Below are 24,214 nucleotides of genomic sequence, written 5' to 3' on the forward strand. Positions count from 1 at the left end.
AAGACACGAGGGACCATGACCGCGATCGATCTGAACGCCGACCTGGGCGAGGGCTTCGGCCGCTGGCGGCTGACCGACGACGAGCGACTGCTGTCCGTCGTCACCAGCGCCAACGTGGCCTGCGGTTTCCACGCCGGCGACGCGGCCACCATGCGCCGGGTGTGCGAGCTGGCCGCCGCGCGCGGGGTGACGATCGGCGCGCAGGTCTCCTACCGGGACCTCGCCGGGTTCGGGCGGCGCGCGATGGACGTGCCGCCCGCCGAGCTGGCGGCCGAAGTGGCCTACCAGATCGGTGCCCTGGAGGTGTTCGCCCGGGCGGCGGGCGCGCGCGTGGCGTACGTCAAGCCGCACGGCGCGCTCTACAACCGGGTGGTGCACGACGAGGACCAGGCCGCGGCGGTCGTCGACGGCGTGCTGCTGGCCGATGCCTCGCTGCCGGTTCTGGGCCTGCCCGGCTCGCGGTTGCTGGAGCTGGCCGGGAAGGCGGGCCTGCCCGCCGTCACGGAGGCGTTCGCCGACCGCGCCTACACCGACGCGGGCACGCTGCTGCCGCGCGACCGGGACGGCGCCGTGGTGAGCGATCCGGAGACCGTCGTGGAACGCTCGGTGGATCTCGCGCTCTCCGGCTCGGTGGTCGCGCACTCCGGCGCGCGAATCCAGGTGCGCGCCCGCTCGCTGTGCCTGCACGGTGACACGGCCGGCGCGGTGGATCTGGCCCGCCGGGTGCGCGAGCGGCTGGAGGCTGCGGGCGTCCGGGTGGAGGCCTTCGCATGAGCCGCGTGACGGCACTCCCCGTCGGTGACGACGCCCTGCTGGTGGAGGTCGCCTCCGGCGCGCAGGCGCGGGCCCTGCACGCGGAGTTGCTGCTGCGCCGCGCGGAGGGTTCGCTGACCGTCCGCGAGATCGTCCCGGCGGCCCGTACGGTCCTGCTCGACGGCCTCGCCGACCCGGCCCGCCTGGCATCCGAACTGGCCTCCTCCGAAGCGCCCGCCTCTCCCCCGCACACGGGCGAGCCGGTCCGACTCCCCGTGCGCTACGACGGCCCGGACCTCGCCGAGGTCGCCGCCCACTGGCGGGTGCCCGTGAGCGAGGTCGCCCGGATCCACGCGGACACCGAGTTCACGGTGGCCTTCTGCGGGTTCGCGCCCGGTTTCGGCTACCTCACCGGGCTGCCCGCCCGCTACGACGTCCCGCGCCGGGCCACTCCGCGCACGGCGGTACCGGCCGGTGCCGTGGCGCTGGCGGGGCCGTACACGGGTGTCTACCCGCGCTCCTCGCCGGGCGGCTGGCAGCTGATCGGCACCACGGAGGCGGTGCTGTGGGACCACGCGCGCGTACCGGCCGCGTTGCTCTCACCGGGCACACGGGTGCGCTTCATACCGGTGGGGGACGCGTGAGGGCGTACGCACGCGTGTGCGCGGTGACCGGGGAGGGCACGTGAGCGACCGTGCGCTCGTCGTGGTGCGGGCCGGGGCCCTGACCACGGTGCAGGACCGCGGACGCCCCGGTCACGCCCACCTCGGCGTGCCCCGCTCCGGAGCGCTCGATCCGCGCGCGGCGGCTCTCGTCAACCGGCTGGCCGGCAATCCGGTGGACGCGGCGGTCCTGGAGACGACGGTCAACGGCTGTGCGCTGCGCCCGCGTTCGACGGTGACCGTCGCGGTCGGGGGCGCCCCGTGCCCGGTCACGGTGAGCGGCCGGCCGGCCGCCTGGGGTGCCCCGGTCGCCGTGCCCGCCGGTGAGCTGCTGGAGGTGGGCACGGCCGTGGCCGGTCTGCGCGCCTATGTGGCCGTGGCCGGCGGCATCGCCGTGGAGCCGGTCCTCGGCAGCCGCTCCCGCGACCTGCTGTCCGGCCTCGGTCCCGCGCCCCTCACGGACGGCGCGGTGCTGCCGCTGGGCGCCCCGGCCGGCCCTCCCGCGCGCGTGGACGCCGCCCCCCAGCCGGGGCCGCCGGCCGAACTGGTGCTCCGGGTGACGACGGGCCCGCGCGACGGCTGGTTCACCGCGGGCGCGCTGCGGACGCTGACCACGCGCTCATACCGGGTCTCCCCGGCGAGCAACCGCATCGGCCTGCGCACCGAGGGACCCGCCCTGGAGCGGGCCCTCGGCGGGGAACTCCCCAGCGAGGGCATGGTGCTCGGCGCGGTCCAGGTCCCGCCGGACGGCCGCCCGGTGGTGTTCCTGGCCGACCATCCGACCACCGGGGGCTATCCGGTGATCGCCGTGGTGCGCGCGGCCGACCTCCCGGCGGCCGCGCAGGCCGTCCCGGGCACCCCGGTGCGCTTCGTGGCGGTACGGCGCCGCTGATCCACGGCGCCGGTCCGGCCGTCCTCGCCACGCCGGGCCGCGGGCAGGGCGGCCAGTGCCTGTGACACCGCGGCGGACGCGCGCAGGTCGAGGCGGTCGGCGGTGCCTCGCGCGCGGTGCCGCGCCTCGTCCGCCGCCAGCCGCAGCAGTTGGGGCAGCAGGTCGGTGCAGCGCCGGGCCACCCAGCCGGTCCCGGCGGTGGCGAGCCACCGCAGGCTCGCCGCACGGGTCGGAGCGGGGAACTCCGGTTCGGTGGACGGCGGTGTGCCGGTGGCGAGGCCCGCCGCCGCCAGCACGGCGTGGAAACGGACGGCGAGCTGCCGGTGGCCGCGCTCGCCCGGGTGCAGCCGGTCCGCGCTCCACAGGGCGCGGTCGGTGAGCCAGGCACCCTCCGAGGCGTGCAGGTGGACCGCCCCGTACCGGTCGGAGAGCGCGTGCACGATGGTGTTGACCGCCCGCTGCCTGCGGGCCAGTGGGCGGGCCAGTGCGCCCGGGAGCCCCAGCATCGCACCGGGATCGGGCAGGCAGGCGGTGAGCAGCGTGGCACCTTGGCCGGTGAACGCCGCGTACACCTGGTCGAGCCGGACGGCCACGGCGTCGACGTCGAAGGTGTGGCGCAGCGTGTCGTTGACGCCGACGACCACGGAGACCAGGTCCGGACGCAGCGCGAGCCCCGCCGGGGTCTGCGACTCGCGCACGTCCCGCGTCCGCGCTCCGCCGACGGCCAGGTTGGTGAACTCCGTCCGGCCGGGGTCCTGCGTGAGGGCGGGGGCCAGCAGGGCGGCCCAGCCCCGCCAGGCCTCCCCGAGCGGGTCGCCCACGCCCTCCGTCAGCGAGTCGCCCAGCGCCACGAAGCGGACAGCTCTCATGCCGCGCCCTCCCGGGTGGCGGGACGGGCCGGAGCGTCCGCACTCCCGATCACCTCCGCGTCGTGCGCGGCGAGGAACGCCTCCACCGCCGCGCCCCAGCCGAAGCACTCGGCACGCGCGCGTGCCGCCTCCCTCCGCTCGGGCTCGGAGCGCGACAGCAGCAGTTCCACGGCGTCCGCGAAGGCGTCACCCCGGTCGGCCGCCGCCACTCCCGCGGACCCGAGCACTTCGGGCAGCGCCGAGGACGCGCTCGCCACCACGGGCGTCCCGCACGCCATGGCCTCCAGCGCCGCCAGCCCGAAGGTCTCGGCGGGTCCGGGCGCGAGGCACACGTCGGCGGACGCCTGGAGCGTGCCGAGGTCCGCCCGGTCCGCGACGTGGCCCAGGAAGGCCACCGGCAGTCCGCGTTCGCGCGCGCGATGCTCCAGCCGCCCCCTCAGCGGTCCGTCCCCGGCCACCACCAGCACCGCCCGCCGGCCCCGCCGCAGCAGGGCCTCCAGGGCGTCCAGGGCGGTTCCGGGCCGCTTCTCCACGGACAGCCGTGAGCACATGACGAGCAGCGCCTCGTCACCGCGCGCGTGAAGAGCCCGCAGCCCGGGGTCCCGCAGGACGGGGTGCCGCTCGGTCAGGTCGACGCCGAGCGGGGCGCGTACGACGTTGCGCGCGCCGATGCGTACGAACTCGCGCTCGGCGAACTCCGTGGTGCACACCACGCGCGCGTAGACGTGCGCGGTGCGGGTGTTGAGGGCGTCGGCGGTCCGCCGGGCGAGGTGTTCCGGCAGGCCCCAGGTCCGCAGCACGCCGTCGGCGGTCTCGTGGGAGACCATGACGGCGGGTACGCGCGCGCGGCGCGCCCAGCGGCCGGTCCAGCGCAGGGTGGTGCGGTCGGACACCTCCAGGCGGTCCGGGGCCAGTCGCTCCAGGAGTGCGGCCAGGCGCCGTCTGTCGGCCAGGACGCGGTAGCCGCCCGTGCCGGGCAGCACGGGTCCGGGCAGGGTGATGACCCGGCCCTGTTCCGTGTCGCGGTCGGAGTGCCGTTCGCCCGGCACCACCAGCACCGGTTCGTGGCCCGCTGCCCGGAAGCCCTTGCCCAGTTCCCGCAGGGCGGTGCGCAGGCCGCCGGAGGCCGGGGTGACGAAGTTGGCGAGCCGGACGATGCGCAGGGGTGTGCCGGTCATGCCGCCACCGCCGTCTTCCGTGCGGCGAGCACGTCCTCGTAGTGCCCGATCAACCGGTCGCCGACGGCGGCCCAGGTGCGTCCCTCGACCGTCGCCCGGCCGGCGGCCCCGTACGCGGCCCGCAGCCCCGCGTCGGCGGCCAGGGTGCGCACCGCCTCCTGTACGGCGGCCGCGTCGCGCGGGGGGACGAGCAGGCCGGTACGCCCGTGGGCGACCAGGTCGAGCGGCCCGCCGGCGGCGGGGGCCACCACGGGCACGCCGCTGGCCATGGCCTCCTGGACGGTCTGGCAGAACGTCTCGAAGGGGCCGGTGTGAGCGAACAGGTCCAGCGAGGCGAAGATCCGGGCGAGGTCGTCACCGGTGCGCCGGCCCAGGAAGACCGCGCCCGGCAGGGCCGCGGTCAGGTGGGCGCGGCTGGGTCCGTCGCCGACCACCACGACCCGAACGCCCTCCAGCCCGCAGACACCGGACAGGAGGTCGACCTGCTTCTCGGGGGCGAGCCTGCCGATGTAGCCGACGATCACCTCGCCGTTCGGAGCGAGTTCACGGCGCAGCGCCTCGTTGCGCTGGTCCGGCCGGAAACGGACGGTGTCCACACCGCGCGGCCACAGCCGGACCCGGGGCACGTCGTGTGCCTCGAGGTCGCGCAGGGCTGCGCTGGACGGGGCGAGGGTGCGGTCGGCGGCGGTGTGCACGGAGCGGATCCGGCGCCAGGCGGCCGCCTCACCGGCCCCCATGTAGGTACGGGCGTATCCGGCCAGATCGGTCTGGTAGACGGCGACGGCGGGTATGCCGAGCCGGGCGGCGGCCGCCATGCCCCGGACGCCGAGGACGAAGGGGCCGGCCAGGTGGACCAGGTCGGCCCGGTGCCCGGTGAGCGCGGCGGCGAGCCGCCGGCTGGGCAGCGCCACCCGGACCTGCGGGTAGCCGGGCAGGGGGAGGGAGGGGACACGGACGACGGGGCAGGGTTCCGCCAGGGCGTCGGCCCTGGTACCGGGTGCGGTGGCCGGAGCGACGACGAGCGGATGGTGACCGCGGTCCACGAGGTGGCGGGCGGTCTGGAGCGCGCAGTGGGCGACGCCGTTCACGTCGGGGGGAAAGGATTCGGTCACGATGACGACACGCATACCGGTGTTGTCGCCGTACTGGACGTGGCCGTGTCAACGTCGATCTTTCCGGCCGGGGAACGTCCCATGAGCGTTGGACCGCACACCCGCGCGGGTCGGGCGGCCGCCATGCCCGCCTGCCCCGCGGGTCACCCGGTGTTCACACGCGGGCGGATTCCCCGCCCGCGCGGCGTGCACACGACGACGGCCGACGGGGGCACGCCGGGCGCGTCCCCCGCAGGCCCGGCCGGTGCCTGCCGGGCCCCTGACGCCGGCAGGGCCCGGGCGGAAGGATCCGGTCACATGGTCTGCGCGTCCGGTCCGAAGCGGCTGCGGACCGCCGTCTGCACCTCGTCCTCCTCGGCCGGGTCGGCGGCGAGGCGGCGGAGCCTCTCGACGACGCGGATGTCGCCGGTCTCGGCGTGCCGGGCGGCGATCTCCCTGGTGGTCTCCTCGCAGTCCCACAGGCACTCGACGGCGAAGCCGGTGGCGAAGGAGGGGTCGGTGGCGGCGAGGGCGCGGGCGGCGCGGCCCCGCAGATGGGAGGAGGCCGTCTCGCGGTAGATGTGGCGCAGCACCGGGGCCGCGCAGGCGATGCCGAGGCGTCCGGTGCCGTCGACCAGGGTCCACAGCGTGGCCGCGTCGGGCCCCTCACCGCGCACGGCCTCGCGCAGGGCGCCAAGGACGAGGTCGCTGTCCTGGGCCCCGCCGCGGCAGGCGAGCATGCGGCCGGCGGCGGCCCCGAGGACGTCGGGACGCTGGGCCCAGCCGCGGGCGCGCTGGACGGCGGCGATACTGCGCATCCGTTCGAAGGCGTCGACGGCGGCCTCAACGACGACCGAGGTTCCGTCGGCGACCGCGGCCTCGATCAGGCCGAGGGCTTCGGGGTCGTCGCTGTCGGCCAGGTAGCGCAGCGCCGTGCAACGGGCTCCGTCCGTGCCGGTCCGGGCGGCCCGGAGGATCTCCGGCCGGTCGTCCGGACCTGCCACGGCGACCAGGCAGCGGGCGGCAGGCACATGGAGGGCGGCGCCGCGTTCGATGCCCTGCTGGGCCCACTCGAAGACGGCTCGCACGCTCCAGCCCGGACGTGGCCCGGTGGGACGCATCTGGCGCTGCCAGCGGTCGAAACAGCCGGTCTCCTGGGCGGCACGCACGCGCGTGGCGATCGACGCGCGCGGATCCTCGGCCCACAGCCGCCAGGGCCTCGGCTCGAAGGCGTCGCGGACGGCTGCCGCCAGTTCGGCCTCGCCCTCCGGGTCGGTGGCGAAGCGGGCCAGGACCGGGGCGGCGAGGGCGCGCAGGCCCGCGTCGTCGTCCCGGAGTGCCAGCTCGTCCAGGGCCCAGGCCCAGTTGGAGCCGTGGGCGGCGTACCTGCGCAGCAGCTCGAGCGCGTCGCGCCTGCCGTAGGAGGCGAGGTGCCCGAGCACGGCCAGGGCGAGGCCGGTACGGGACTCCTCGGAGTCGAGGACGTCCTCGGCGCCGAAGAGGTGCGCTTCGACGGCGTCCAGTTCGCCGTTCAGGTCGAGAAAGAGCCGGGCGTAGTAGAGGGAGCGGTTCTCCACCTGCCAGTCGTGGCGGGGATCGCGCAGCACACAGTGGTTCAGGGCCGCGAGCGCCTCGGCGCGCGGGGCGGTGAGCGCGTGCAGCGTGCCGTCGCCGCGGCCCCGCTGGAGCAGGCCGAGCAGCGTACCGCTGGGCGCTATGACCGGATCGAACATGGGAAACAGCCTCACATCAAGCGTCGACGCAACCGGGAAACACGCATTACCTGGCCGCGTGACACAACGTCGGAGCGCCCGCCGTCTCTTGCTTGCTGTAGACCATCTCTCTCTGCCTCTCGTCGGTGGCCCATGCGGACCGCGTCACGGTCCGCGCGGTGCGGCGACACCTGCCCAGCCATCGCGACCGTGAACCACGTCGTCATGATGACCCGGCGCTGTGAGCTGCCGCGACCGTATTTCCGGCGGCCTTGTACCGCCTCCCCCGTTGTGTGTGTCGTGCCTGGTCAGAACGGCCGCTTCAGTGCGCGCCGAACAGCTCCAGGAGTTCCGCCTTGCCGAACATGCGCGCCGTGTCGACGGCCGAGGGGGTCCCCGCGACCGGGTCGGCGCCGCCCTCCAGAAGGGCTCGGATCACTTCCGTCTCACCCTTGAACACTGCTCCCGCGAGCGGGGTCTGGCCCCGGTCGTTGATCCGGTCGGCCTCGGCGCCCCGGGCGAGCAGGGCGCGCACCGCGTCGGCGTGACCGTGGTAGGCGGCGAGCATCACCAGGGAGTCGCCGCGGTCGTTGGTGAGGTTGGCGGGCACGCCGGCGTCGACATACGCCACGAGCTCGTCCGCCCGCCCCTGCCGGGCCAGATCGAAGATCTTGGTCGCCAGCTCCACGACCTCGGGGTCGGGAACGTCACTCATCGACGTGACCGCCTCTCGTTGCAACCGTTCAGGTGAATCGCAAGGGTACTGGCTCGCGCCTCACATGACCGGAAGTGCCCGAGGTAAAGATCGCCCCAGACCCCGGCGGACGCGAGCGCCCTGTTCAAGCGACCCGTCGACGGCTCCACCAGTCGAGGGAAAAGCACCGAAATTCACCCAGTTGCACCTTTTGTAGTATAGATACATCCTGTGATCCTGGAAGTACTCACGGTGACTGTCCCCCTCGACACCAGGAGGTCTCAAATGATCCTCTCCATGTCCGGCGTCGTCCTGCTCGGCATCGTCGTCTTCCTCTTCTTCCGCAAGGACGGGCTCAAGGGCTCGCACGCCTGCGTCTCGGCCCTGTTCGGTTTCTATCTCTCCAGCACGGCCATCGCCCCCAGCATCAAGGCAGGCGGCGAGAGTCTGGCGAGCCTGCTGGGAGGCATCAAGTTCTGACGCCCGAACACCCCGCCCGTACGCACCAACAGGAGACAGCAGTGGCCCGGCGCCCTCTTCCCCGCATTCTGAGCAAAGACAGCGCGCAGATCGCCCGGACGCAGATCGCCCGGAGCCGGGAGCTGGCCCGGACGGCGGCCGACAGCGCCACCGACGTCCTCCACCCGCTGATCACGATCTCGCGCGGGCTGCGCCGGCTGGCCTCGGCCGGGCGGCGCAGGTGGGCCGAGACCCCCAAGGACAAGCGCGGGCCGCTGCTGTTCCTGGCGGCCTCCGTGGTCCTGGTCGTGGCGCTGATGCCGTACGGACCGCTGCTCGCCGTCATCACCGTGATGGCGGCGGCGGCCCGGCAGGGCCGCGACCGCACCCCGCCGGTGCCCGAAGGGCCCGACGAGACACAGGCCGAGCGCCTCCGGTCGCTCTACGAGGCCCTCGTGCCGTACTTCTCCACCGCCGAGGACCCGGCACCGCTGTACGCGCACGGCGGGGAGTGGGCGAAGGCCTTCGAGGCACACGAGTTCGACGACGGAGCGCGCGTCGCCCACCTCGTCATCCGCTATCCCGCGTACTTCCCGGACGGCGAGGCCGCGGCCCGCGCGCGGATCGAGCATCTGCTCGCCGCGAAGGCCGGGCGGGGCCGCGAGTACCACTTCGGCTGGGACGAGGAGGGCAACCGGCTCACGGTGTCCGTCCTCGCGCCACTCCCCGCCGGCGTCGCCGCCCAGCGGTTCGTCACCTCACCCGGCGAGACGGTCCTCGGGTTCACCGACCCGAGCGAGGTCCAGCGCACGCTGCCGCTCTCCTACGAAGAGGAGCAGCGGGACGTGCCGCCGGTCGTCTGGCGCACCGGCATCCGCTCCACCGAGCCGCACCTGCTGGCCATGGGCCATCCCGGCAGCGGTACCTCGACCCTGCTGCGCTCGATCGCCCTGCAGGCCCTCCAGTACGGCGACGTGCTCGTCGTCGACGGCGGCGGCACCGGTGAGTACGCGTGCCTGATCGGCCGGGACGGCGTACTGGCCGTGGAGTGCGCGCCGGCCGGGGCGCTGGCCAGCCTGGAGTGGGCCGCGCAGGAGACCGAGCGGCGGCTCACCGCCGTCAACCGCGCCCGGCAGGCGGGCGACCCGCCGCCCGAGGACACCAGGCGACCGCTGTGGATCCTGCTGGACCGGCCGACCGTCTTCACCCACCTCGCGGAGGCGGACCACCGCAGGGATCCGCAGACCTTCCTTCAGGTGCCGCTGCGGCACGGGCGGGCCGCGAACGTGACCGTGGTGGTCGCCGAGCAGTTCGACAGCGCGGAGTCGCTGAGCGAGGCGGTACGGCAGCACACGCGCGCGCGTGTCGTGCTGGGGCCCGCGTCGCCGCAGCAGGTGGAGTCGGTGCTGGGGATGCCGCCGCACACGAGTCCGCCGGCCCAGGTGCCGCCGGGGCGCGGGTACGCGCGGCTGGGGACGGGGCCGGTGCACCGGCTCCAGGTGCCGGCGACGCCGGATCCTTACGACGACGCGACGAGCGATACGGACCGGCAGGCGGTGATGGCGTTGCTGCCGCCTCGCACCACGCCCGCGGACGCGGAGGGGGTCGAGGCGGAGCCGGCGGTGGTCGCCGCCGAAAGCTCGTGAGGCCCCCGGGCCTTTGACGCGGGAACCTTTGACGCACGGGCCTTCGGGGCACGGGTGCGTGCGCGCGGTCGGGGACGGCACGGGCGGGTGTTCACTACGCCACGAAGGTCCTGGGGGACTCCGCGTCGACCGTCGCGCCCGTCCTCACCAGACGGGATGCGGCCGCCAGGCGGGCCGCCGCTTCGTCCGCCACGGCTCCGCCCACCGTGAACGGAAGGCGTACGTAGCCCTCGAAGGCGCCGTCGACGCCGAAACGGGGCCCCGAGGGGACCCGGACGCCGACCCGCTCCCCCACCTCGGCCAGCCTCGATCCGGAGAGGCCGCCCGCGCGGACCCACAGGGTCAGGCCTCCCTTCGGGACCTCGAACTCCCAGTCCGGAAGTTCCCGGCGCAGCGCGGCCACCAGGGCGTCGCGGTTCTCGCGGGCCTGCGCCCGGCGCAGCGCCACGGCCTGTTCCCAGCCGCCGGTGCTGAAGAGCCAGTTCACCGCCAGCTGTTCCAGCACGGGGGTGCCGAGATCGGCGTACGCGCGCGCGGCGACCAGGCTGCGGATCACGTCCGGGGCCGCGCGCACCCAGCCGATGCGCATGCCCGCCCAGAAGGCCTTGCTGGCCGAGCCGACCGTGATGACGGTGGATCCGGCCGGATCGAAGCCGCAGACCGGGCGCGGCATCCCGGCGTCGTACTCCTCGTCGAGCCACAGCTCGGTCATCGTCTCGTCGGCGACGAGGACGGTGCCCGCCGAGCGGGCCGCGTCCACCAGCCGGCGCCGCTGGTCCTCGTCGGCGAGCGCGCCGGTCGGGTTGTGGAAGTCGGCGACGACGTAGGCGAGCCGGGGCGCGGCCTCCCGCAGGACCTGCCGCCAGCGGTCCATGTCCCATCCGGTCAGCCCCTCGGCCATGGCGACCGGCACGAGCCGCGCGCCCGCCTCCCGCATGAGCTGGAGGATGTTGGCGTACGACGGCGACTCGACGGCGATGCGCTCGCCGCGGCCCGCGAAGAGATGGCAGATCGCGTCCATGGCGCCCATCGCACCGGTCGTCACCATGATCTGCTCGGGCATGGTGGGGATCCCGCGCGCTGTGTAGCGCTCGGCGATCATCGAGCGCAGGGCGGGCAGCCCGGCCGGGTAGTCGCCGTGCGTGTGGGCGTAGGGCGGCAGTTCCTCCAGAGCGCCCTGGACCGCACGGGTGAGCCAGGGTTCCGGGGCCGGGAGTGAGGCACAGCCCAGATCGATGACGGAGCCGAGCGCCTCGGGCGGCAGGGGTTCCAGGCCGCGCGCGGGCAGCGGGTTGCCGGCCGGCACGGCCGTCCAGCTGCCGGCTCCGCGCCGGGACTCGAGGAAGCCCTCGGCGCGCAGCGCCTCGTAGGCGGCGGCGACCGTGGTCCGGCTGACGGTGAGGGCGAGGGCGAGTTCACGCTCGGCGGGGAGGCGGGCGGCCACGGGGACCCGGCCCTCGAGGACCAGCAGCCGGATGCCGTCGGCCAGGGCGCGGTAGGCGGGCGGGCGGCGGCTGCCGGGGCCCGCCGGGCGGTCCTGCTGCGACGTCAGCAGCCGGGCGAGCTGTGTGGCGCCCACCGCAGAGGTCCAATGCGCCATGCCGATCAGTCCACCTTCCCCGGATTGGCCATGGATGGGATGTCCTCCCGAGCTACAGAGTGACATGCGTCGGTCCACCGCCACCACCCAGGGGGGTATGTCGTGTCCACCTCCGGCCGTCTCGGACGACGGCTGATCCAGTTGTACGCGGGCCTCGCGCTGTACGGCGCGAGTTCGGCACTGCTCGTGGCCGCGGGACTGGGCCTCGAACCCTGGAACGTGCTGCACCAGGGGCTCGCCGAGCTCACCGGGCTGACCATCGGCGTGGTGTCGATCGCCGTGGGGGCGGTGGTGCTGCTGCTGTGGATCCCGCTGCGCCAGCGGCCCGGCCTCGGCACGGTCTCCAACGTCTTCGTGGTCGGCCTCGCCATGGACGGCACCCTCGCTCTCCTGCCGGACGTGCACGCTCTCGCCGTGCGCGTCCCGCTGCTGGTGGCGGGCATCGTGCTCAACGGCGCGGCGACCGGCCTGTACATCGCGGCGAGCTTCGGCCCGGGCCCGCGCGACGGGCTGATGACGGGGCTGCACCGGCGCACCGGCCGCTCGATCCGGCTGATGCGGACGGTGGTCGAGGTCACCGTGGTGGTCACCGGGTTCGCCCTGGGTGGCACCATCGGGATCGGGACCGTGCTCTACGCGGTGTCCATCGGCCCGCTGGCACAGCTCTTCCTGAAGGTGTTCGCCGCCCCGCCGGCACCGGGCGGCAGCACCGTCGTTGCCGCGGTGACACCCGATGGGGCGATACTGCGTCCGTGACCCTCACGACCCCGCCCCTGCGCCACCCGTACCTGGACCATCCGGGCCCGATCGCCTTCGCCCACCGGGGCGGGGCGGCCGACGGACTGGAGAACACCGTGGCCCAGTTCCGGCGCGCCGTCGAGCTGGGCTACCGGTACATCGAGACCGATGTGCACGCGACGGCGGACGGCAGGCTCGTCGCCTTCCACGACGCGACGCTGGACCGGGTCACCGACGGCGCGGGCCGCATCGCCGACCTGCCGTGGCAGGACGTACGGCACGCGCGCGTGGCGGGGAGCGAGCCGGTGCCGCTCTTCGAGGAGCTGCTGGAGACCTTCCCCGAGGCCCGCTGGAACGTGGACGTCAAGGCGGAACCGGCGCTGCGGCCCCTGCTGAAGCTGATCGAGCGCACGGACGCCTGGGACCGGGTGTGCGTGGGCTCGTTCTCCGAGGCCCGGGTGCTGCGGGCGCAGCGGCTGGCCGGGCCGCGCCTGGCCACCTCGTTCGGCACGCGGGGAGTGCTCAGCCTGCGGCTGCGCTCCTGGGGGCTGCCGGCCGCGGTGCGCCGGTCGGCAGTGGCCGCCCAGGTGCCCGAGGCCCAGTCGGGCGTCCCGGTGGTGGACCACCGCTTCGTGCGCGCCGCCCACGCGCGCGGGCTGCAGGTGCACGTGTGGACCGTCAACGAGCCGGAGCGGATGCACCGGCTCCTGGACCTCGGCGTCGATGGCATCATGACCGATCACATCGACACGTTGCGCAAGGTCATGGAGGACCGCGGCGTCTGGGTCTGAGCGGCCCGGCACCCGCATCCCGGCCTTCGCACGGCACGGCGGGGAAGCGAGGGCACGGGTGGGCACCGACACCGTGCGGGCGGGGACGGCCGGCGAAGCCGCGGGCCGGCGGCGCGAGCAGCGCGGCTGGTACTTCTACGACTGGGCGTGCTCGGTCTATTCGACCAGCGTCCTGACCGTGTTCCTCGGTCCGTACCTGACCTCGGTCGCCAGGACCGCGGCCGACGCCGACGGCTATGTGCACCCCCTGGGCATCCCGGTCCGGGCGGGCTCCTTCTTCGCCTACTCGGTGTCCCTGTCGGTGATCCTCGCCGTCGTGGTGATGCCCCTGGTGGGCAGCGCGGCGGACCGCACGGGCCGCAAGAAGCCGCTGCTCGGGGCGGCGGCGTACACCGGGGCGGCGGCCACCACGGGCATGTTCTTCCTGGACGGCGACCGGTACCTGCTCGGCGGAGCGCTCCTGGTCGTGGCCAACGCGGCGCAGTCGGTCGCGATGATGCTCTACAACTCCTACCTGCCGCAGATCGCGCCGCCCGGGGAGCGCGACGCGGTCTCCTCCCGCGGCTGGGCGTTCGGCTACGCGGCCGGGTCCCTGGTGCTGGTCGCGAATCTCGTCCTGTACTCGGCGCACGCCTCCTTCGGCCTGACGGAGACGGCCGCCGTACGCGTCTGCCTGGCCTCGGCCGGACTGTGGTGGGGCGTCTTCACCCTCGTACCGCTGCGGCGGCTGCGCGACCGGCACACGCGCGTGGAGGGCGCCGCCGCACCCGGTCCGCGGCAGCTCGCCGCGACGCTCCGGGACATGCGCCGGCATCCGCTGACGCTGGCCTTCCTGCTTGCCTACCTGGTCTACAACGACGGCATCCAGACGGTGATCTCCCAAGCCTCCGTCTACGGCTCGGAGGAACTCGGGCTCGGGCAGTCCACGCTGATCACGGCGGTGCTGCTGGTTCAGGTGCTGGCGGTGGCGGGGGCGCTCGCGATGGGGCGGCTTGCGCGGCGCCACGGGGCCAAGCGGACCATCCTCGGGTCACTGGTCGCCTGGACGGTCACGCTGGCGGCCGGCTACTTCCTGCCCGCCGGGGCGCCGGTGTGGTTCTTCGTCCTGGCCGCCGGGATCGGGCTGGTGCTCGGCGGCAGCCAGGCGCTGTCCCGGTCGCTCTTCTCCCATCTGGTGCCGGCCGGCAAGGAGGCGGAGTACTTCTCCGCGTACGAGATGAGCGACCGCGGGATGAGCTGGCTCGGCCCGCTGCTGTTCGGTGTGACCTACCAGCTCACCGGGAGCTACCGCTCGGCGATCGTCTCGCTGGTGGCCTTCTTCGTCATCGGGTTCGCGCTGCTCGCCCGGGTGCCGGTGCGGCGTGCGATCGAGGATGCGGGCAACACGATTCCGGACACGATTTAGCACTCGACACGAAAGGGCGGTAGTGTACGCGTTTGGCCTGCCAGGCGTACCGTTACTGCGCGTCAAAGATGCCGAAACGCTGGGTGACATCTGCTAGCAGATGTGACAAACCGGGCGCCTGTGGGTAGAACAAGGGGCGGCTACGACGGCGACGCATGACCCGGAACGGGAATCTTTACCGCCGACCGGACGTTGACCGGATGACGACGACAGCGACACCTGTCCTGTGGGCGACAAGCCCGGGAGGCACGATTCATGAGTGAGCGAGCTCTTCGCGGTACGCGCCTCGTAGTGACCAGCTACGAGACGGACCGCGGTATCGACCTGGCTCCGCGCCAGGCCGTGGAGTACGCATGCGAGAAGGGGCACCGGTTCGAGATGCCCTTCTCGGTCGAGGCGGAGATCCCGCCGGAGTGGGAGTGCAAGGTCTGCGGGGCCCAGGCACTCCTGGTGGACGGCGACGGCCCTGAAGAGAAGAAGGCCAAGCCCGCGCGTACCCACTGGGACATGCTGATGGAGCGGCGCACCCGTGAGGAACTCGAAGAGGTCCTCGAGGAGCGCCTGGCGGTTCTGCGCTCGGGGGCGATGAACATCGCGATTCACCCCAGGGACAGCCGCAAGAGCGCCTGACGCGAGAACACACGAGAAACCGCGGGCGCCGTACGTGATCCACGTACGGCGCCCGCGGTTTTTTCGTGCTGTCCCGGAACAACCGCGCCGAGCGGCCTGCCCGAGAGGCCTCAGCGGGTCAGCGGGGGGCGCTGCTCGCTGGGCTCGGGGGTGTCCTGCCTGATGACCTCGCCCTGCACCACCTTGCCGTCGGGGCGGTGCATGCGGGCCTGCTGGAAGGCGTCGCCCAGGCTGCCCGGGGCGGCACGGCGGAACCTGCGGTCGAGGGTGCGCTCGGTCCAGCGGCTCACGGCCTTCTGGACCGGCGGGAGCAACAGGAGCAGTCCGGCCACGTCGGACACCAGGCCCGGGATCATCAGCAGCAGACCGCCGAGCATCAGCAGCCCGTTGCCGCCGCCGCGGGCCGGCGAACCGCCTCGCTGCAGTGCTTCGTTGAGGTTCTGGAAGGCGCGGCGCCCCGCCCTCTTGATGATCACCGAGCCGACGACCACGCCCGCCACCAGGAGCAGGAACACGGTGGGGCCGCCGGCCACGCCCGCGACCCGGGTCAGCAGCCAGATCTCCAGCACCAGCCACACGGCGAGCCCCAGCGGCAGATACCTGCGCAGCCGGGATCGGCGGGGCCGGGCGGCGGAAGGAGAGGTGGGAACGCCAGTCGTCATGCTCCCAGTGTGCCTGGCCGCGGCTCAGCGCGGGATAAGCGGGGCGGCGGGACGGTCAGCGGGTGCCGTGCGGCCGGGTCCGGTCCTGCCCGGCCTTGCCGGTGACCTTGCCGACGCGGTCCCCGACACCCCAGGCGGTGACCCGCCACAGCGCCTCGACCACGATGTTGCGGCTCATCTTGGAGTCGCCGAGTTCGCGCTCCACGAAGGTGATGGGCACCTCGACCACGTGGTAGCCGGCCTTCACCGCGCGCCGGGCCAGGTCGACCTGGAAGCAGTAGCCCTGCGAGGCGACGTCGTCCAGGCCCAGGCCCTCGAGGGTCTCGCGGCGGAATGCGCGGTAGCCGCCGGTGATGTCGCGCAGCGGCAGGTCCAGGGCGAGGCGGGAGTAGAGGCTGCCGCCCCGGGAGATGAACTCGCGGGACTTGGGCCAGTTCACCACCCGGCCGCCGGGCACCCAGCGTGAGCCGAGCACCAGGTCGGCGCCCTTGAGCGCGGTGAGCAGCCGGGGCAGTTCCTCGGGCTGGTGGGAGCCGTCGGCGTCCATCTCGACCAGCACGCCGTAGCCGTGTTCCATGCCCCAGCGGAAGCCCGCCAGGTAGGCGGCGCCCAGGCCCTCCTTGCCCTTGCGGTGCAGCACCTGGACGTGGTCGTCATCGGCGGCCAGTTCGTCGGCCAGTTTGCCGGTGCCGTCGGGGCTGTTGTCGTCCGCCACCAGTACGTGCGCCTCGGGGACGGCCTTGCGTACCCGGCCGACGATGGACTTGATGTTCTCCGCCTCGTTGTAGGTCGGGATGATCACCAAGGCCGTGCCGAGCGGACCGAACTGCCTCCCCTGGGCCTTGGCCGCGAGGGTCCCGTCGCCGTCGTTCACTGCTGCCCCTTCATGTCGTACGCAGGCGTCCACCATAGTGGCCGCGGTCTGCGATGACGCGACGGCACGGTCGTACGGTGGTGTTGTTTCCTCAAGCGTGGGGTAAGAATGTGCTTTTCGGCATCCGCGTTCCACTGCGGATGGGGGCCCGGCGCCCTTCGGGCCGACCTGGGACCCGCTGGCTGCGGGTCGACCGAAAGCCGTTGTCTACTGAGCAACCGGGCCCCACCCGGGTCACACCTTGCCGACCGGCCGGAGCGTTCCCCCGTCGGCGCGGGCGCTGAGCCTGGCTGCCAGTGGCGGTGCCCGGTGCGGCACACCGTCCCTGACCCAGCGGCGCTGCGACGAGTGCGCGAACACTCCACGGTCGGGCGTCCGGTGGTGGACTCCGCCGAACCTACCGGCCCCCGGCCGCCGACTGTCAACAGCCGCCTGACCTGCACGGACGTACCGCCTTGTGCGGCGAACCCGGAGGATGCGCAGGTAGGGCGAGGCTGCGGCGCCCCGTGAGCGCCGTCGCGCCACCCCCGGAGATCACTCGCCCGGCCGTACGAACACCGTCCGCCCGCCGACCACGGTGCGCAGGCAGCGGGGCAGCTCGCCACCGGGGCTCAGATCGGGCAGGCCGGGGGTGCCGGAGCGCGGGTCGGTGGACCAGCGGGCCACCCGGTCGTCGGGGGCCTGGACGACCAGCTCACCGGTGTGCCAGACGGCGTAGTCGGCGGGCGCGCCGGGCACCAGGACGCCGGCGTCGTCGCGGCCGATGGCCCGCCAGCCGCCACGGGTGTGGGCGGTGAACGCGGCCCGGACGGACACCCGGTGCTCGGGCGTGTGGTGGAACGCGGCGGCACGGACCGTGCCCCAGGGGTCGAGCGGTGTGACCGGGCTGTCGGAGCCGAACGCCAGGGGGACCCCGGCCCGCAGCAGCGCGGCGAACGGATTGAGGGCGCGGGCCCGCTCGGCGCCCAGACGGCGGGTGTACATGCCGTCCTCGCCGCCCCAGAGCGCGTCGAAGGCCGGCTGTACCGAGGCGATCAGGCCCAGCTCGGCGAAGGCGGCCACCGCCTCGGGCGTGAGCATCTCGGCGTGCTCGACGCGGTGCCGGGCCGCGCGGACCCGGGCGAGGCCCGCCTTCTCGGCGGCCGCGCGCACGCCCTCCACGACCGCGGTGACGGCCGCGTCGCCGATGGCGTGGAAGCCCGCCTGGAGCCCCGTCTCGGTGCAGGCGACGACATGGGCGGCGACGGCGTCGGCGTCCAGGTAGGCGGTACCGGCGTGCCCGGCGTCGGCGTACGGCTGGTGCAGACAGGCGGTGTGCGAGCCGAGGGCGCCGTCCACGAAGAGGTCACCGGCGGCGCCGAGCGCGCCCAGCTCGCGGGCCCTGTCGACGTTCTGCTCGGCCCAGTAGCCGATCACGCGCGGCCCGGGCACCTCGGCCGCGAGCCGCAGCAGGGCGGTGAAGTCGTCCTCGGAGGAGATCTGCGGGCCACCGCACTCGTGCACCGAGCCGATGCCGAGGGAGGCGGCGTGGGCGAGGGCGGTGCGCTGCGCCTCGGCGCGCTGAGCCGGTGTGACGGCGGAGAGGGCGGTCTCGCGCACGGCGTGGTGGGCGTCGGCGGTGAGCGGCGCGTCCTCGCGGGTGACGGCGCCGGGAACCAGGTCCAGCAGGGCGGTGGTGACGACCGCCGAGTGCACGTCGATGCGGGAGAGGTAGAGCGGGCGGCCGCCGGTGGCGGTGTCGAGTTCCGCGCGTGTCGGCGGCCGGCCGCCGGGCCAGCGGGCGGCGTCCCAGCCGTGGCCGAGCAGGACCCGGTCGCCGGGCCGGGCGGCGGCGAAGTCGCGGACCAGGGTGAGGGCCGCCTCCAGGGAAGGCGCGTCGGACAGGTCGAGGCCGGTCAGCGCGAGGCCGGTGGCGGTGGTGTGCACATGGGCGTCGGTGAAGGCGGGGGTGACCAGGGCGCCGTCAAGGTCGACCACCTCGTCCACGCCGTCGGCGAAGGCGTCGGCGGCGCCCTCGGAGCCGACCCAGGCGACCTGGCCCCGCTCCACCACCATGGCGGTGGCGAAGGGGTCGGCGGGGCTGTGGACCTCTCCGCGGCGCAGGAGGACGGTCTTGGGGTCGGCGGACTGCTCACTCATGCCCCACAGTCTCTCGCGCGCGTGGGGCACGCGCGGCACCGGGGCGGACGGTTCAGATCCTCGGGGGGCGCGCCTCGTACGGGGTGGACAGCACGACGGTGGTGCGCGTGGAGACCCCGGCCAGGCCGCGCAGCCGGGCGAGCAGCTCCTCCAGTTCGTGCGGGGTGGACACACGCACCTTGAGGATGTAGTTCTCGTCGCCGGCGACGCTGTGGCAGGCCTCGATCTCGGGGACGCCGGCGAGGCGGTCCGCGATGTCGTCGGGCGCGCTGGGGTCGAACGGTTTCACCGAGATGAAAGCGGTCATCGGCAGCCCGACGGCCTCGGGGTCGACGACCGCGGCGTAGCCACGGATGACGCCACGCTGTTCGAGCCGGCGCACCCGCTGGTGCACGGCCGACGTGGACAGGCCCGTGGCCTTGCCCAGGTCTGTGTAGCTCATCCGCCCGTCCTTGACGAGCAGCTGCACGATCTGACGATCCAGCTCCTCCATGGCGCCAAAACCTACAGTGCGCGTGATCTCCTCGGATACCTGGGCAACGCTGGTCATGCCCGGTTTGCGAGGTGCGCGGAGGCCGGGGCCGAGTCGGCGGGGTGCGATACGGGCGGACGACGGGGGACAAAAGCGCCGCACCGGACGTCCGCACGGGGCATGTGACGAAGACCACAGCGGACGGGCATCCTCCGTGATGTTCTCGTGATTACCCCCCGGACGTGGCGGGAAGTGCTTGCTGTGGTCGAGGCCGCAGTGCCTTCACGGCCCAGCCTTAGGGGGAGAATCCCATGCAGAGTGTCAAGCGCCCTGGTCGATCCGCGTCCAAGCGGCAGCAGCCGGTCGTCGAACCCGAGCCGGAGGGCGTCGAACCAGACGCCGACCTGGCCGACGAACTCGACGCCTACGACACCTTCGAGATGTACCGGGTGCTCTGCCCGGACTGCGCGCAGCCGATCGCGCTGCTGGCGGACGAGGAGTTCCTGCCGGAGCACGCGCTGTGCGCCTCGCCGTGGAACCCGTTCGGCCTGACGGTCTGCGCGGGCACGGGCCGCGCCGCGACCGAGGCCCGCCCCGCGGACGAGTCCTTCGCCCCGCAGGAGCAGGACACCGCCCTGCTGCTCACGCTCCCCCAGGGTCTGAACTGGCGGACGCAGCCCTTCTCGCACGTCGGGGGCCCGGGCTCGCGCCCGATGCGCGTGCAGTCGATGGGCCGCCAGGCGGCCTGAGCCGCCTCACCTTTCACGGACACGTCGTCCCGCACCGCGGCCGCGCGAGCCGCCGCGGCGCGGGACGGGCACGTCCGGAAGCGGGACGGACACGTCCGGAATCAGCCTCTGCGGAGCGAGCGCCCGCAGGGTCCGCCGGCACGGCGGTTCCAGCGGCGCACGGAAGCGGACGCCGGTGAACTGAAGCTCGATTCCACCGGGCGGTGACCCGCCCGGCCCACGCCGCGTTCTTCCGGGCATGACCGCCTTGCACACGGCCACCGGGCGTCAGCGCCGGATCTTCGTACCCCGCCCCGCAGGACCGGTGGCGCCGTCCGCGCCGCAGGACCCGCCCATCTACCGCGCTCTCATGCGCACCTGGGCCGACGGAGGCCGCACCCTGCCGGGCCGCCACGATCCGGAGTGGATCAGGCTGGCGGCCCCGACGGTGCGCAGCGGCGAGTTCAGCGACCCTCCGGCCCTGCCACGTGACGGGCGATGACCATCCGCTGGATCTGGTTGGTGCCCTCGACGATCTGCAGGACCTTGGCCTCGCGCATGTAGCGCTCGGCCGGGAAGTCGGCGGTGTAGCCGTAGCCGCCGAGTATCTGCACGGCGTCCGTGGTGACCTTCATGGCCGTGTCGGTGCAGTGCAGCTTGGCCATGGCGGCCTGCTTGGCGAACGGCCTGCCCGCGTCGCGCAGCCGGGCCGCGGCGAGGTAGAGCGCCCGGCCGGCCTCGATCTGGGTGGCCATGTCGGCGATCATGAAGCGCAGGCCCTGGAAGTCGCCGATGCTCCGTCCGAACTGCCGGCGCTCGGCGGCGTAGGCGACCGCCTCGTCCAGCGCCGCCTGGGCCAGGCCGATGGCGCAGGCCGCGATGCCGAGCCGGCCCGAGTCGAGGGCGGACAGGGCGATGGCGAAGCCCTGCCCCTCCTCACCGAGGCGCCGGCTGTCGGGCACCCGGACGCCGTCGAGGTGGACCTGGGCGGTCGGGCTGCCCTTCATGCCCATCTTCTTCTCGGGCACCGCGCCGCTCAGCCCCTCGGCGTCGCCGGGCACCAGGAAGGCGGTGATCCCGCGCGGTCCGGGCTCCCCGGTGCGGGCCATCACGGTGTAGAAGTCGGCGATGCCGCCGTGTGTGATCCAGGCCTTCGTGCCGGTGATCACCCAGTCGTCGCCCTCACGCACGGCCTTGGTACGCAGGGAGGCCGCGTCGGAGCCGGAGGACGGCTCGGAGAGGCAGTAGGCGCCCAGCAGGCCGCCGCCGAGCATGGCGGGCAGGTGCTCGACCTGCTGCTGCTTGGTGCCGTAGGCGGCGAGCCCATAGGAGGCGAGGGTGTGCACGCTGACGCCCAGGCCGACGGTCAGGCGGGCCGCGGCCAGTTCCTCCAGGACCTGGAGGTAGACCTCGTAGGGCTGGTCACCGCCGCCGTACTCGGAGTCGTACGGCAGGCCCAGCAGGCCCGTTTCCGAGAGCAGGGTGAAGACCTCGCGCGGGAAGTGCCCGGCGTCCTCCTCCTCGGCGGCCTTCGGCGCGATCTCGCGCTGCGCCAGCTCACGGACGAGCGCGAGCAGATCCCTCGCCTCTTCCGTCGGCAGTAGACGCTCCACCGGCTGCGGGTCGCGGTCGGACATGGCGTCGGTCTCCTCCCTGTTCGGGCACACGGGGCGGATGTGCGCCTTGGGTGGGGCGGCTCCGCCTGGTCGTTCCGGTTCCGGCCGAGGCACCCGCTTCCGGGTCTCGGAAGCTGCTGACCAGCGGCTGTGTGCCGTGAGTATGCCCGATCAGCGACCTCCCGTCACCAGTTAACGACCGCTTACTCCAAGAATCCAGCCGAAGCGTTACCCGCCCCCGGGATTGGTCCGAACCATTGACCTATTGGTCTAGTCCTCCTACTGTGCATGACCAACGCTTTACCGCGTTCATGCCAATCGGCGCGCGTTCCCCTCTCCCCCACGAGGAGCCACCCCGATGCACACTCCCCACCGCCCCCGCGCCCGGTTCCGGGCGCTCGTCGCCGCCGCGTGTTCCGCCGTTCTCGGCGCCGGGCTCCTGGCCGGCGCGGGCACCGCGACCGCCGCCGCCCCGGCCGCTCCGGCGGCACCCCAGGTCAAGGCCGGTTCCAAGGTCGTCGGCTACTTCACCGAATGGGGCACCTACGACCGCAAGTACTTCGTCAAGAACATCGAGACCTCGGGCTCCGCGGCCAGGCTCACCCACATCAACTACGCCTTCGGCAACGTCACCGGCGGCAAGTGCGCGATGGGCGACTCGTACGCGGCCACCGACCGCGCCTACACCGCCGCCGAGTCCGTAGACGGCGTGGCCGACACCTGGGACCAGCCGCTGCGCGGCAACTTCAACCAGTTGCTCAAGCTGAAGAAGAAGCACCCGGGCCTGAAGGTGCTGTGGTCGTTCGGCGGCTGGACCTGGTCGAGCGGATTCGGCGAGGCCGCGAAGAACCCGGCCGCCTTCGCCCAGTCCTGCTACGACCTGGTGAAGAACTCCAAGTGGGCGGGCGTCTTCGACGGCGTCGACATCGACTGGGAGTACCCGAACGCCTGCGGCAACACCTGTGACACCAGCGGCCGGGAGGCCTTCAAGAACGTCATGGCCGCCCTGCGGTCGAAGTTCGGCTCCGGCAGCCTGGTCACCGCGGCGATCACCGCGGACGCCACCAGCGGCGGCAAGATCGACGCGGCGAACTACGCGGGCGCGGCGCAGTACGTCGACTGGTACAACCCGATGACCTACGACTACTTCGGCGCCTGGGACGCGGCCGGCCCGACCGCCCCGCACTCCCCGCTGAACTCCTACCAGGGCATTCCGAAGGCCGGCTTCCACACCTCGGCGACCATCGCCAAGCTCAGGGGCCTCGGCGTCCCGGCCTCGAAGCTGCTGCTCGGCATCGGCTTCTACGGCCGCGGCTGGACCGGCGTCACCCAGGCGGCGCCGGGCGGTACCGCGACCGGCCCGGCGGCGGGCACGTACGAGCAGGGCATCGAGGACTACAAGGTGCTGAAGACCAAGTGCCCGGCCACCGGCACCGTGGGCGGCACGGCCTACGCCAAGTGCGGCGGCAACTGGTGGAGTTACGACACCCCGGCGACCATCGGCACGAAGATGGCGTACAAGAAGCAGCAGGGACTCGGCGGCACGTTCCTCTGGGAGCTGAGCGGCGACACCGCGAACGGTGAGCTGATCAAGGCGATCAACTAGCTTCCGGGCAATCGGCGTCCGGGCGTGGAGCGGAGGAGCGCGAGCCTCCGCTCCACGCCCGCTACGCGTCGCGGCGCGCGGGCGGCGGCGCCGGGTGGGTCGGGTCCAGTTCCTCGATGGCGCGCAGCGCCCCGCCGAGGGTCTTCACCAGCAGGTCGCGCATGGTGTCCCGGGGCAGTTCGGGGCGGTCGATCCAGTCGAGGGTGGCACCCTCCACGCTGCACACCCAGGAGAGCAGCCCCATGCGGGCCAGCGGCGCGATGTCCCGGCGGCCGTAGGCCCCTTCGGCGATCGTGGCGACGATGGCCTCGCGGACGCCGTCCCGGATGGCGTGCACCTCGGTGTCGAAGCCGACCCCGCCGCTGACGATGGTGCGGTAGGCGGCCTGGTGGTGCTCGGCGAAGCGCAGATAGGTGTCGATGGTGCGGTGGACGCGGTCCACGGCGGGCAGTTCGAGGCCGCTCGCGGCGAAGTCGACCAGGTCGGCGACGGAGGCGTGGATGATCGCCAGGTAGTAGCCGCGCTTGGACTGGAAGTAGTAGTAGATCAGCCCCTTGGCGACGTGCGCCTGCCGGGCGATGTCGTCCATGGACAGCGCGTCGTAGGACGTGTCGGCGAACAACTTTCGTCCGATGGCGATGAGTTCGGCGCGACGCGCCTCGGAACGCTCGGTGCCGCGCGCCCGGGGACGGACGGCGGCACGCTGTGGACGCATATTCACTTTCGACCCTGGTCTAGGAGGTCGGCGGGACAGTCCGCAGTATGTCAGAACATGCCGGCCCGGCGCGGGGCCGGGCCGGTTCAGAGCAGACCGAGCCGGGTCACCAGCATCGCGACCACGACGACCAGCACCCAGCCCATGATGTGCTCGAGGATCTCCGGGCCGTCTTCCTCAGGGCCTCCGGTGCCGACGCGGGTGGCGGTGGCCGGGTGTGCGGTCATGGTGTTCTCACAGAGGTCGGACGTACGAAGTGGAATCCCCCCACCCGTTTGTCCA

The 24,214-nt window shown here is 73.4% G+C and carries 25 protein-coding genes; 12 read left to right on the top strand and 13 right to left on the bottom strand.

The window, feature by feature from the left end; all coding sequences use genetic code 11:
• The first annotated feature begins 15 nt into the window (after positions 1 to 15).
• The 3 genes from ABZ478_RS09170 to ABZ478_RS09180 are packed head-to-tail and all read left to right on the top strand — an operon-like array spanning position 16 to position 2,307.
• Positions 16 to 774 (top strand): 5-oxoprolinase subunit PxpA, encoded by a 759-nt coding sequence (locus tag ABZ478_RS09170; protein ID WP_359546799.1) that lies wholly within the window; start codon positions 16 to 18, stop codon positions 772 to 774.
• A gap of 5 nt (positions 775 to 779) precedes the next feature.
• Positions 780 to 1,397, top strand: coding sequence for an allophanate hydrolase subunit 1 (locus ABZ478_RS09175; RefSeq protein WP_359547494.1), 618 nt, complete (start codon positions 780 to 782; stop codon positions 1,395 to 1,397).
• Positions 1,398 to 1,437: 40 nt separating this feature from the next.
• Positions 1,438 to 2,307: a biotin-dependent carboxyltransferase family protein gene (locus tag ABZ478_RS09180; protein ID WP_359546801.1), complete on the top strand. Its 870-nt coding sequence runs from the start codon at positions 1,438 to 1,440 to the stop codon at positions 2,305 to 2,307.
• Here the strand turns inward: ABZ478_RS09180 and ABZ478_RS09185 are convergent.
• The 5 genes from ABZ478_RS09185 to ABZ478_RS09205 all read right to left on the bottom strand — a co-directional run bounded on the left by ABZ478_RS09185 (position 2,208) and on the right by ABZ478_RS09205 (position 7,872).
• A complete protein-coding gene (locus ABZ478_RS09185) occupies positions 2,208 to 3,176 on the bottom strand; it encodes an SGNH/GDSL hydrolase family protein (RefSeq protein ID WP_359546803.1) in 969 nt (322 codons plus the stop codon). The genes ABZ478_RS09180 and ABZ478_RS09185 overlap by 100 nt on opposite strands.
• Positions 3,173 to 4,354: a glycosyltransferase gene (locus tag ABZ478_RS09190; protein WP_359546805.1), complete on the bottom strand. Its 1,182-nt coding sequence runs from the start codon at positions 4,352 to 4,354 to the stop codon at positions 3,173 to 3,175. Before ABZ478_RS09190 ends, ABZ478_RS09185 begins: the two co-directional genes overlap by 4 nt.
• Entirely contained in the window at positions 4,351 to 5,481 is a 1,131-nt protein-coding gene (locus ABZ478_RS09195; protein ID WP_359546806.1) for a glycosyltransferase family 1 protein, read from the bottom strand. Before ABZ478_RS09195 ends, ABZ478_RS09190 begins: the two co-directional genes overlap by 4 nt.
• 278 nt (positions 5,482 to 5,759) lie before the next feature.
• Entirely contained in the window at positions 5,760 to 7,178 is a 1,419-nt protein-coding gene (locus ABZ478_RS09200) for a HEAT repeat domain-containing protein (protein ID WP_359546808.1), read from the bottom strand.
• A gap of 301 nt (positions 7,179 to 7,479) precedes the next feature.
• Positions 7,480 to 7,872: an ankyrin repeat domain-containing protein gene (locus ABZ478_RS09205; protein ID WP_359546810.1), complete on the bottom strand. Its 393-nt coding sequence runs from the start codon at positions 7,870 to 7,872 to the stop codon at positions 7,480 to 7,482.
• A gap of 264 nt (positions 7,873 to 8,136) precedes the next feature.
• On the opposite strand from ABZ478_RS09205, the gene ABZ478_RS09210 reads away from it, so the two are divergent.
• A complete protein-coding gene (locus ABZ478_RS09210) occupies positions 8,137 to 8,331 on the top strand; it encodes a hypothetical protein (protein WP_199209749.1) in 195 nt (64 codons plus the stop codon).
• 41 nt (positions 8,332 to 8,372) lie between these two features.
• Positions 8,373 to 9,956, top strand: coding sequence for a hypothetical protein (locus ABZ478_RS09215; RefSeq protein WP_359546812.1), 1,584 nt, complete (start codon positions 8,373 to 8,375; stop codon positions 9,954 to 9,956).
• A 94-nt stretch (positions 9,957 to 10,050) separates the two neighbouring features.
• Here the strand turns inward: ABZ478_RS09215 and ABZ478_RS09220 are convergent, their stop codons facing one another.
• Entirely contained in the window at positions 10,051 to 11,556 is a 1,506-nt protein-coding gene (locus ABZ478_RS09220) for a PLP-dependent aminotransferase family protein (RefSeq protein ID WP_359546813.1), read from the bottom strand.
• A gap of 102 nt (positions 11,557 to 11,658) precedes the next feature.
• On the opposite strand from ABZ478_RS09220, the gene ABZ478_RS09225 reads away from it, so the two are divergent.
• The 4 genes from ABZ478_RS09225 to ABZ478_RS09240 all read left to right on the top strand — a co-directional run bounded on the left by ABZ478_RS09225 (position 11,659) and on the right by ABZ478_RS09240 (position 15,120).
• Positions 11,659 to 12,312 (top strand): hypothetical protein, encoded by a 654-nt coding sequence (locus ABZ478_RS09225; protein ID WP_359546815.1) that lies wholly within the window; start codon positions 11,659 to 11,661, stop codon positions 12,310 to 12,312.
• The gene (locus ABZ478_RS09230; protein ID WP_359546817.1) at positions 12,309 to 13,085 is read left to right on the top strand and encodes a glycerophosphodiester phosphodiesterase; all 777 of its coding nucleotides are present in this window, start codon (positions 12,309 to 12,311) and stop codon (positions 13,083 to 13,085) included. Before ABZ478_RS09225 ends, ABZ478_RS09230 begins: the two co-directional genes overlap by 4 nt.
• 58 nt (positions 13,086 to 13,143) lie before the next feature.
• The gene (locus ABZ478_RS09235; protein ID WP_359546819.1) at positions 13,144 to 14,490 is read left to right on the top strand and encodes an MFS transporter; all 1,347 of its coding nucleotides are present in this window, start codon (positions 13,144 to 13,146) and stop codon (positions 14,488 to 14,490) included.
• Between the two features lie 255 nt (positions 14,491 to 14,745).
• Positions 14,746 to 15,120 (top strand): RNA polymerase-binding protein RbpA, encoded by a 375-nt coding sequence (locus tag ABZ478_RS09240; RefSeq protein WP_010046329.1) that lies wholly within the window; start codon positions 14,746 to 14,748, stop codon positions 15,118 to 15,120.
• Positions 15,121 to 15,230: 110 nt separating this feature from the next.
• Here ABZ478_RS09240 and fxsA read toward each other — a convergent pair whose 3' ends face one another.
• From fxsA to ABZ478_RS09260, 4 genes are all read right to left on the bottom strand, one after another.
• Positions 15,231 to 15,782 carry an FxsA family membrane protein gene (gene fxsA / locus ABZ478_RS09245; RefSeq protein ID WP_359546821.1) on the bottom strand — a complete coding sequence of 184 codons (552 nt, stop codon included), beginning with the start codon at positions 15,780 to 15,782 and terminating at the stop codon, positions 15,231 to 15,233.
• Between the two features lie 55 nt (positions 15,783 to 15,837).
• The gene (locus ABZ478_RS09250; RefSeq protein ID WP_359546823.1) at positions 15,838 to 16,656 is read right to left on the bottom strand and encodes a polyprenol monophosphomannose synthase; all 819 of its coding nucleotides are present in this window, start codon (positions 16,654 to 16,656) and stop codon (positions 15,838 to 15,840) included.
• A gap of 534 nt (positions 16,657 to 17,190) precedes the next feature.
• Positions 17,191 to 18,795: an amidohydrolase gene (locus ABZ478_RS09255; protein WP_359546825.1), complete on the bottom strand. Its 1,605-nt coding sequence runs from the start codon at positions 18,793 to 18,795 to the stop codon at positions 17,191 to 17,193.
• Positions 18,796 to 18,847: 52 nt separating this feature from the next.
• Complete coding sequence (locus ABZ478_RS09260; protein WP_358937440.1) at positions 18,848 to 19,288, bottom strand: Lrp/AsnC family transcriptional regulator; 441 nt, start codon at positions 19,286 to 19,288, stop codon at positions 18,848 to 18,850.
• 290 nt (positions 19,289 to 19,578) lie between these two features.
• On the opposite strand from ABZ478_RS09260, the gene ABZ478_RS09265 reads away from it, so the two are divergent.
• Together ABZ478_RS09265 and ABZ478_RS09270 are read left to right on the top strand one after the other, a co-directional pair.
• Positions 19,579 to 20,016, top strand: coding sequence for a hypothetical protein (locus tag ABZ478_RS09265; RefSeq protein WP_359546827.1), 438 nt, complete (start codon positions 19,579 to 19,581; stop codon positions 20,014 to 20,016).
• A gap of 238 nt (positions 20,017 to 20,254) precedes the next feature.
• Positions 20,255 to 20,497: a hypothetical protein gene (locus tag ABZ478_RS09270; protein WP_358937444.1), complete on the top strand. Its 243-nt coding sequence runs from the start codon at positions 20,255 to 20,257 to the stop codon at positions 20,495 to 20,497.
• On the opposite strand, the gene ABZ478_RS09275 is transcribed toward ABZ478_RS09270, so the two are convergent.
• Positions 20,460 to 21,632 (bottom strand): acyl-CoA dehydrogenase, encoded by a 1,173-nt coding sequence (locus ABZ478_RS09275; protein WP_359546828.1) that lies wholly within the window; start codon positions 21,630 to 21,632, stop codon positions 20,460 to 20,462. The genes ABZ478_RS09270 and ABZ478_RS09275 overlap by 38 nt on opposite strands.
• A 337-nt stretch (positions 21,633 to 21,969) precedes the next feature.
• Between ABZ478_RS09275 and ABZ478_RS09280 the strand changes: the two genes are divergently transcribed.
• Positions 21,970 to 23,217 (top strand): glycoside hydrolase family 18 protein, encoded by a 1,248-nt coding sequence (locus ABZ478_RS09280; RefSeq protein ID WP_359546830.1) that lies wholly within the window; start codon positions 21,970 to 21,972, stop codon positions 23,215 to 23,217.
• 61 nt (positions 23,218 to 23,278) lie between these two features.
• On the opposite strand, the gene ABZ478_RS09285 is transcribed toward ABZ478_RS09280, so the two are convergent.
• Positions 23,279 to 23,938 carry a helix-turn-helix domain-containing protein gene (locus tag ABZ478_RS09285; protein ID WP_358937450.1) on the bottom strand — a complete coding sequence of 220 codons (660 nt, stop codon included), beginning with the start codon at positions 23,936 to 23,938 and terminating at the stop codon, positions 23,279 to 23,281.
• Positions 23,939 to 24,018: 80 nt separating this feature from the next.
• Complete coding sequence (locus ABZ478_RS09290) at positions 24,019 to 24,159, bottom strand: SCO1431 family membrane protein (protein ID WP_358937452.1); 141 nt, start codon at positions 24,157 to 24,159, stop codon at positions 24,019 to 24,021.
• Positions 24,160 to 24,214 lie beyond the last annotated feature (55 nt).

Source organism: Streptomyces sp. NPDC005706, from assembly GCF_040631045.1.
Classification (GTDB): Bacteria; Actinomycetota; Actinomycetes; order Streptomycetales; family Streptomycetaceae; genus Streptomyces.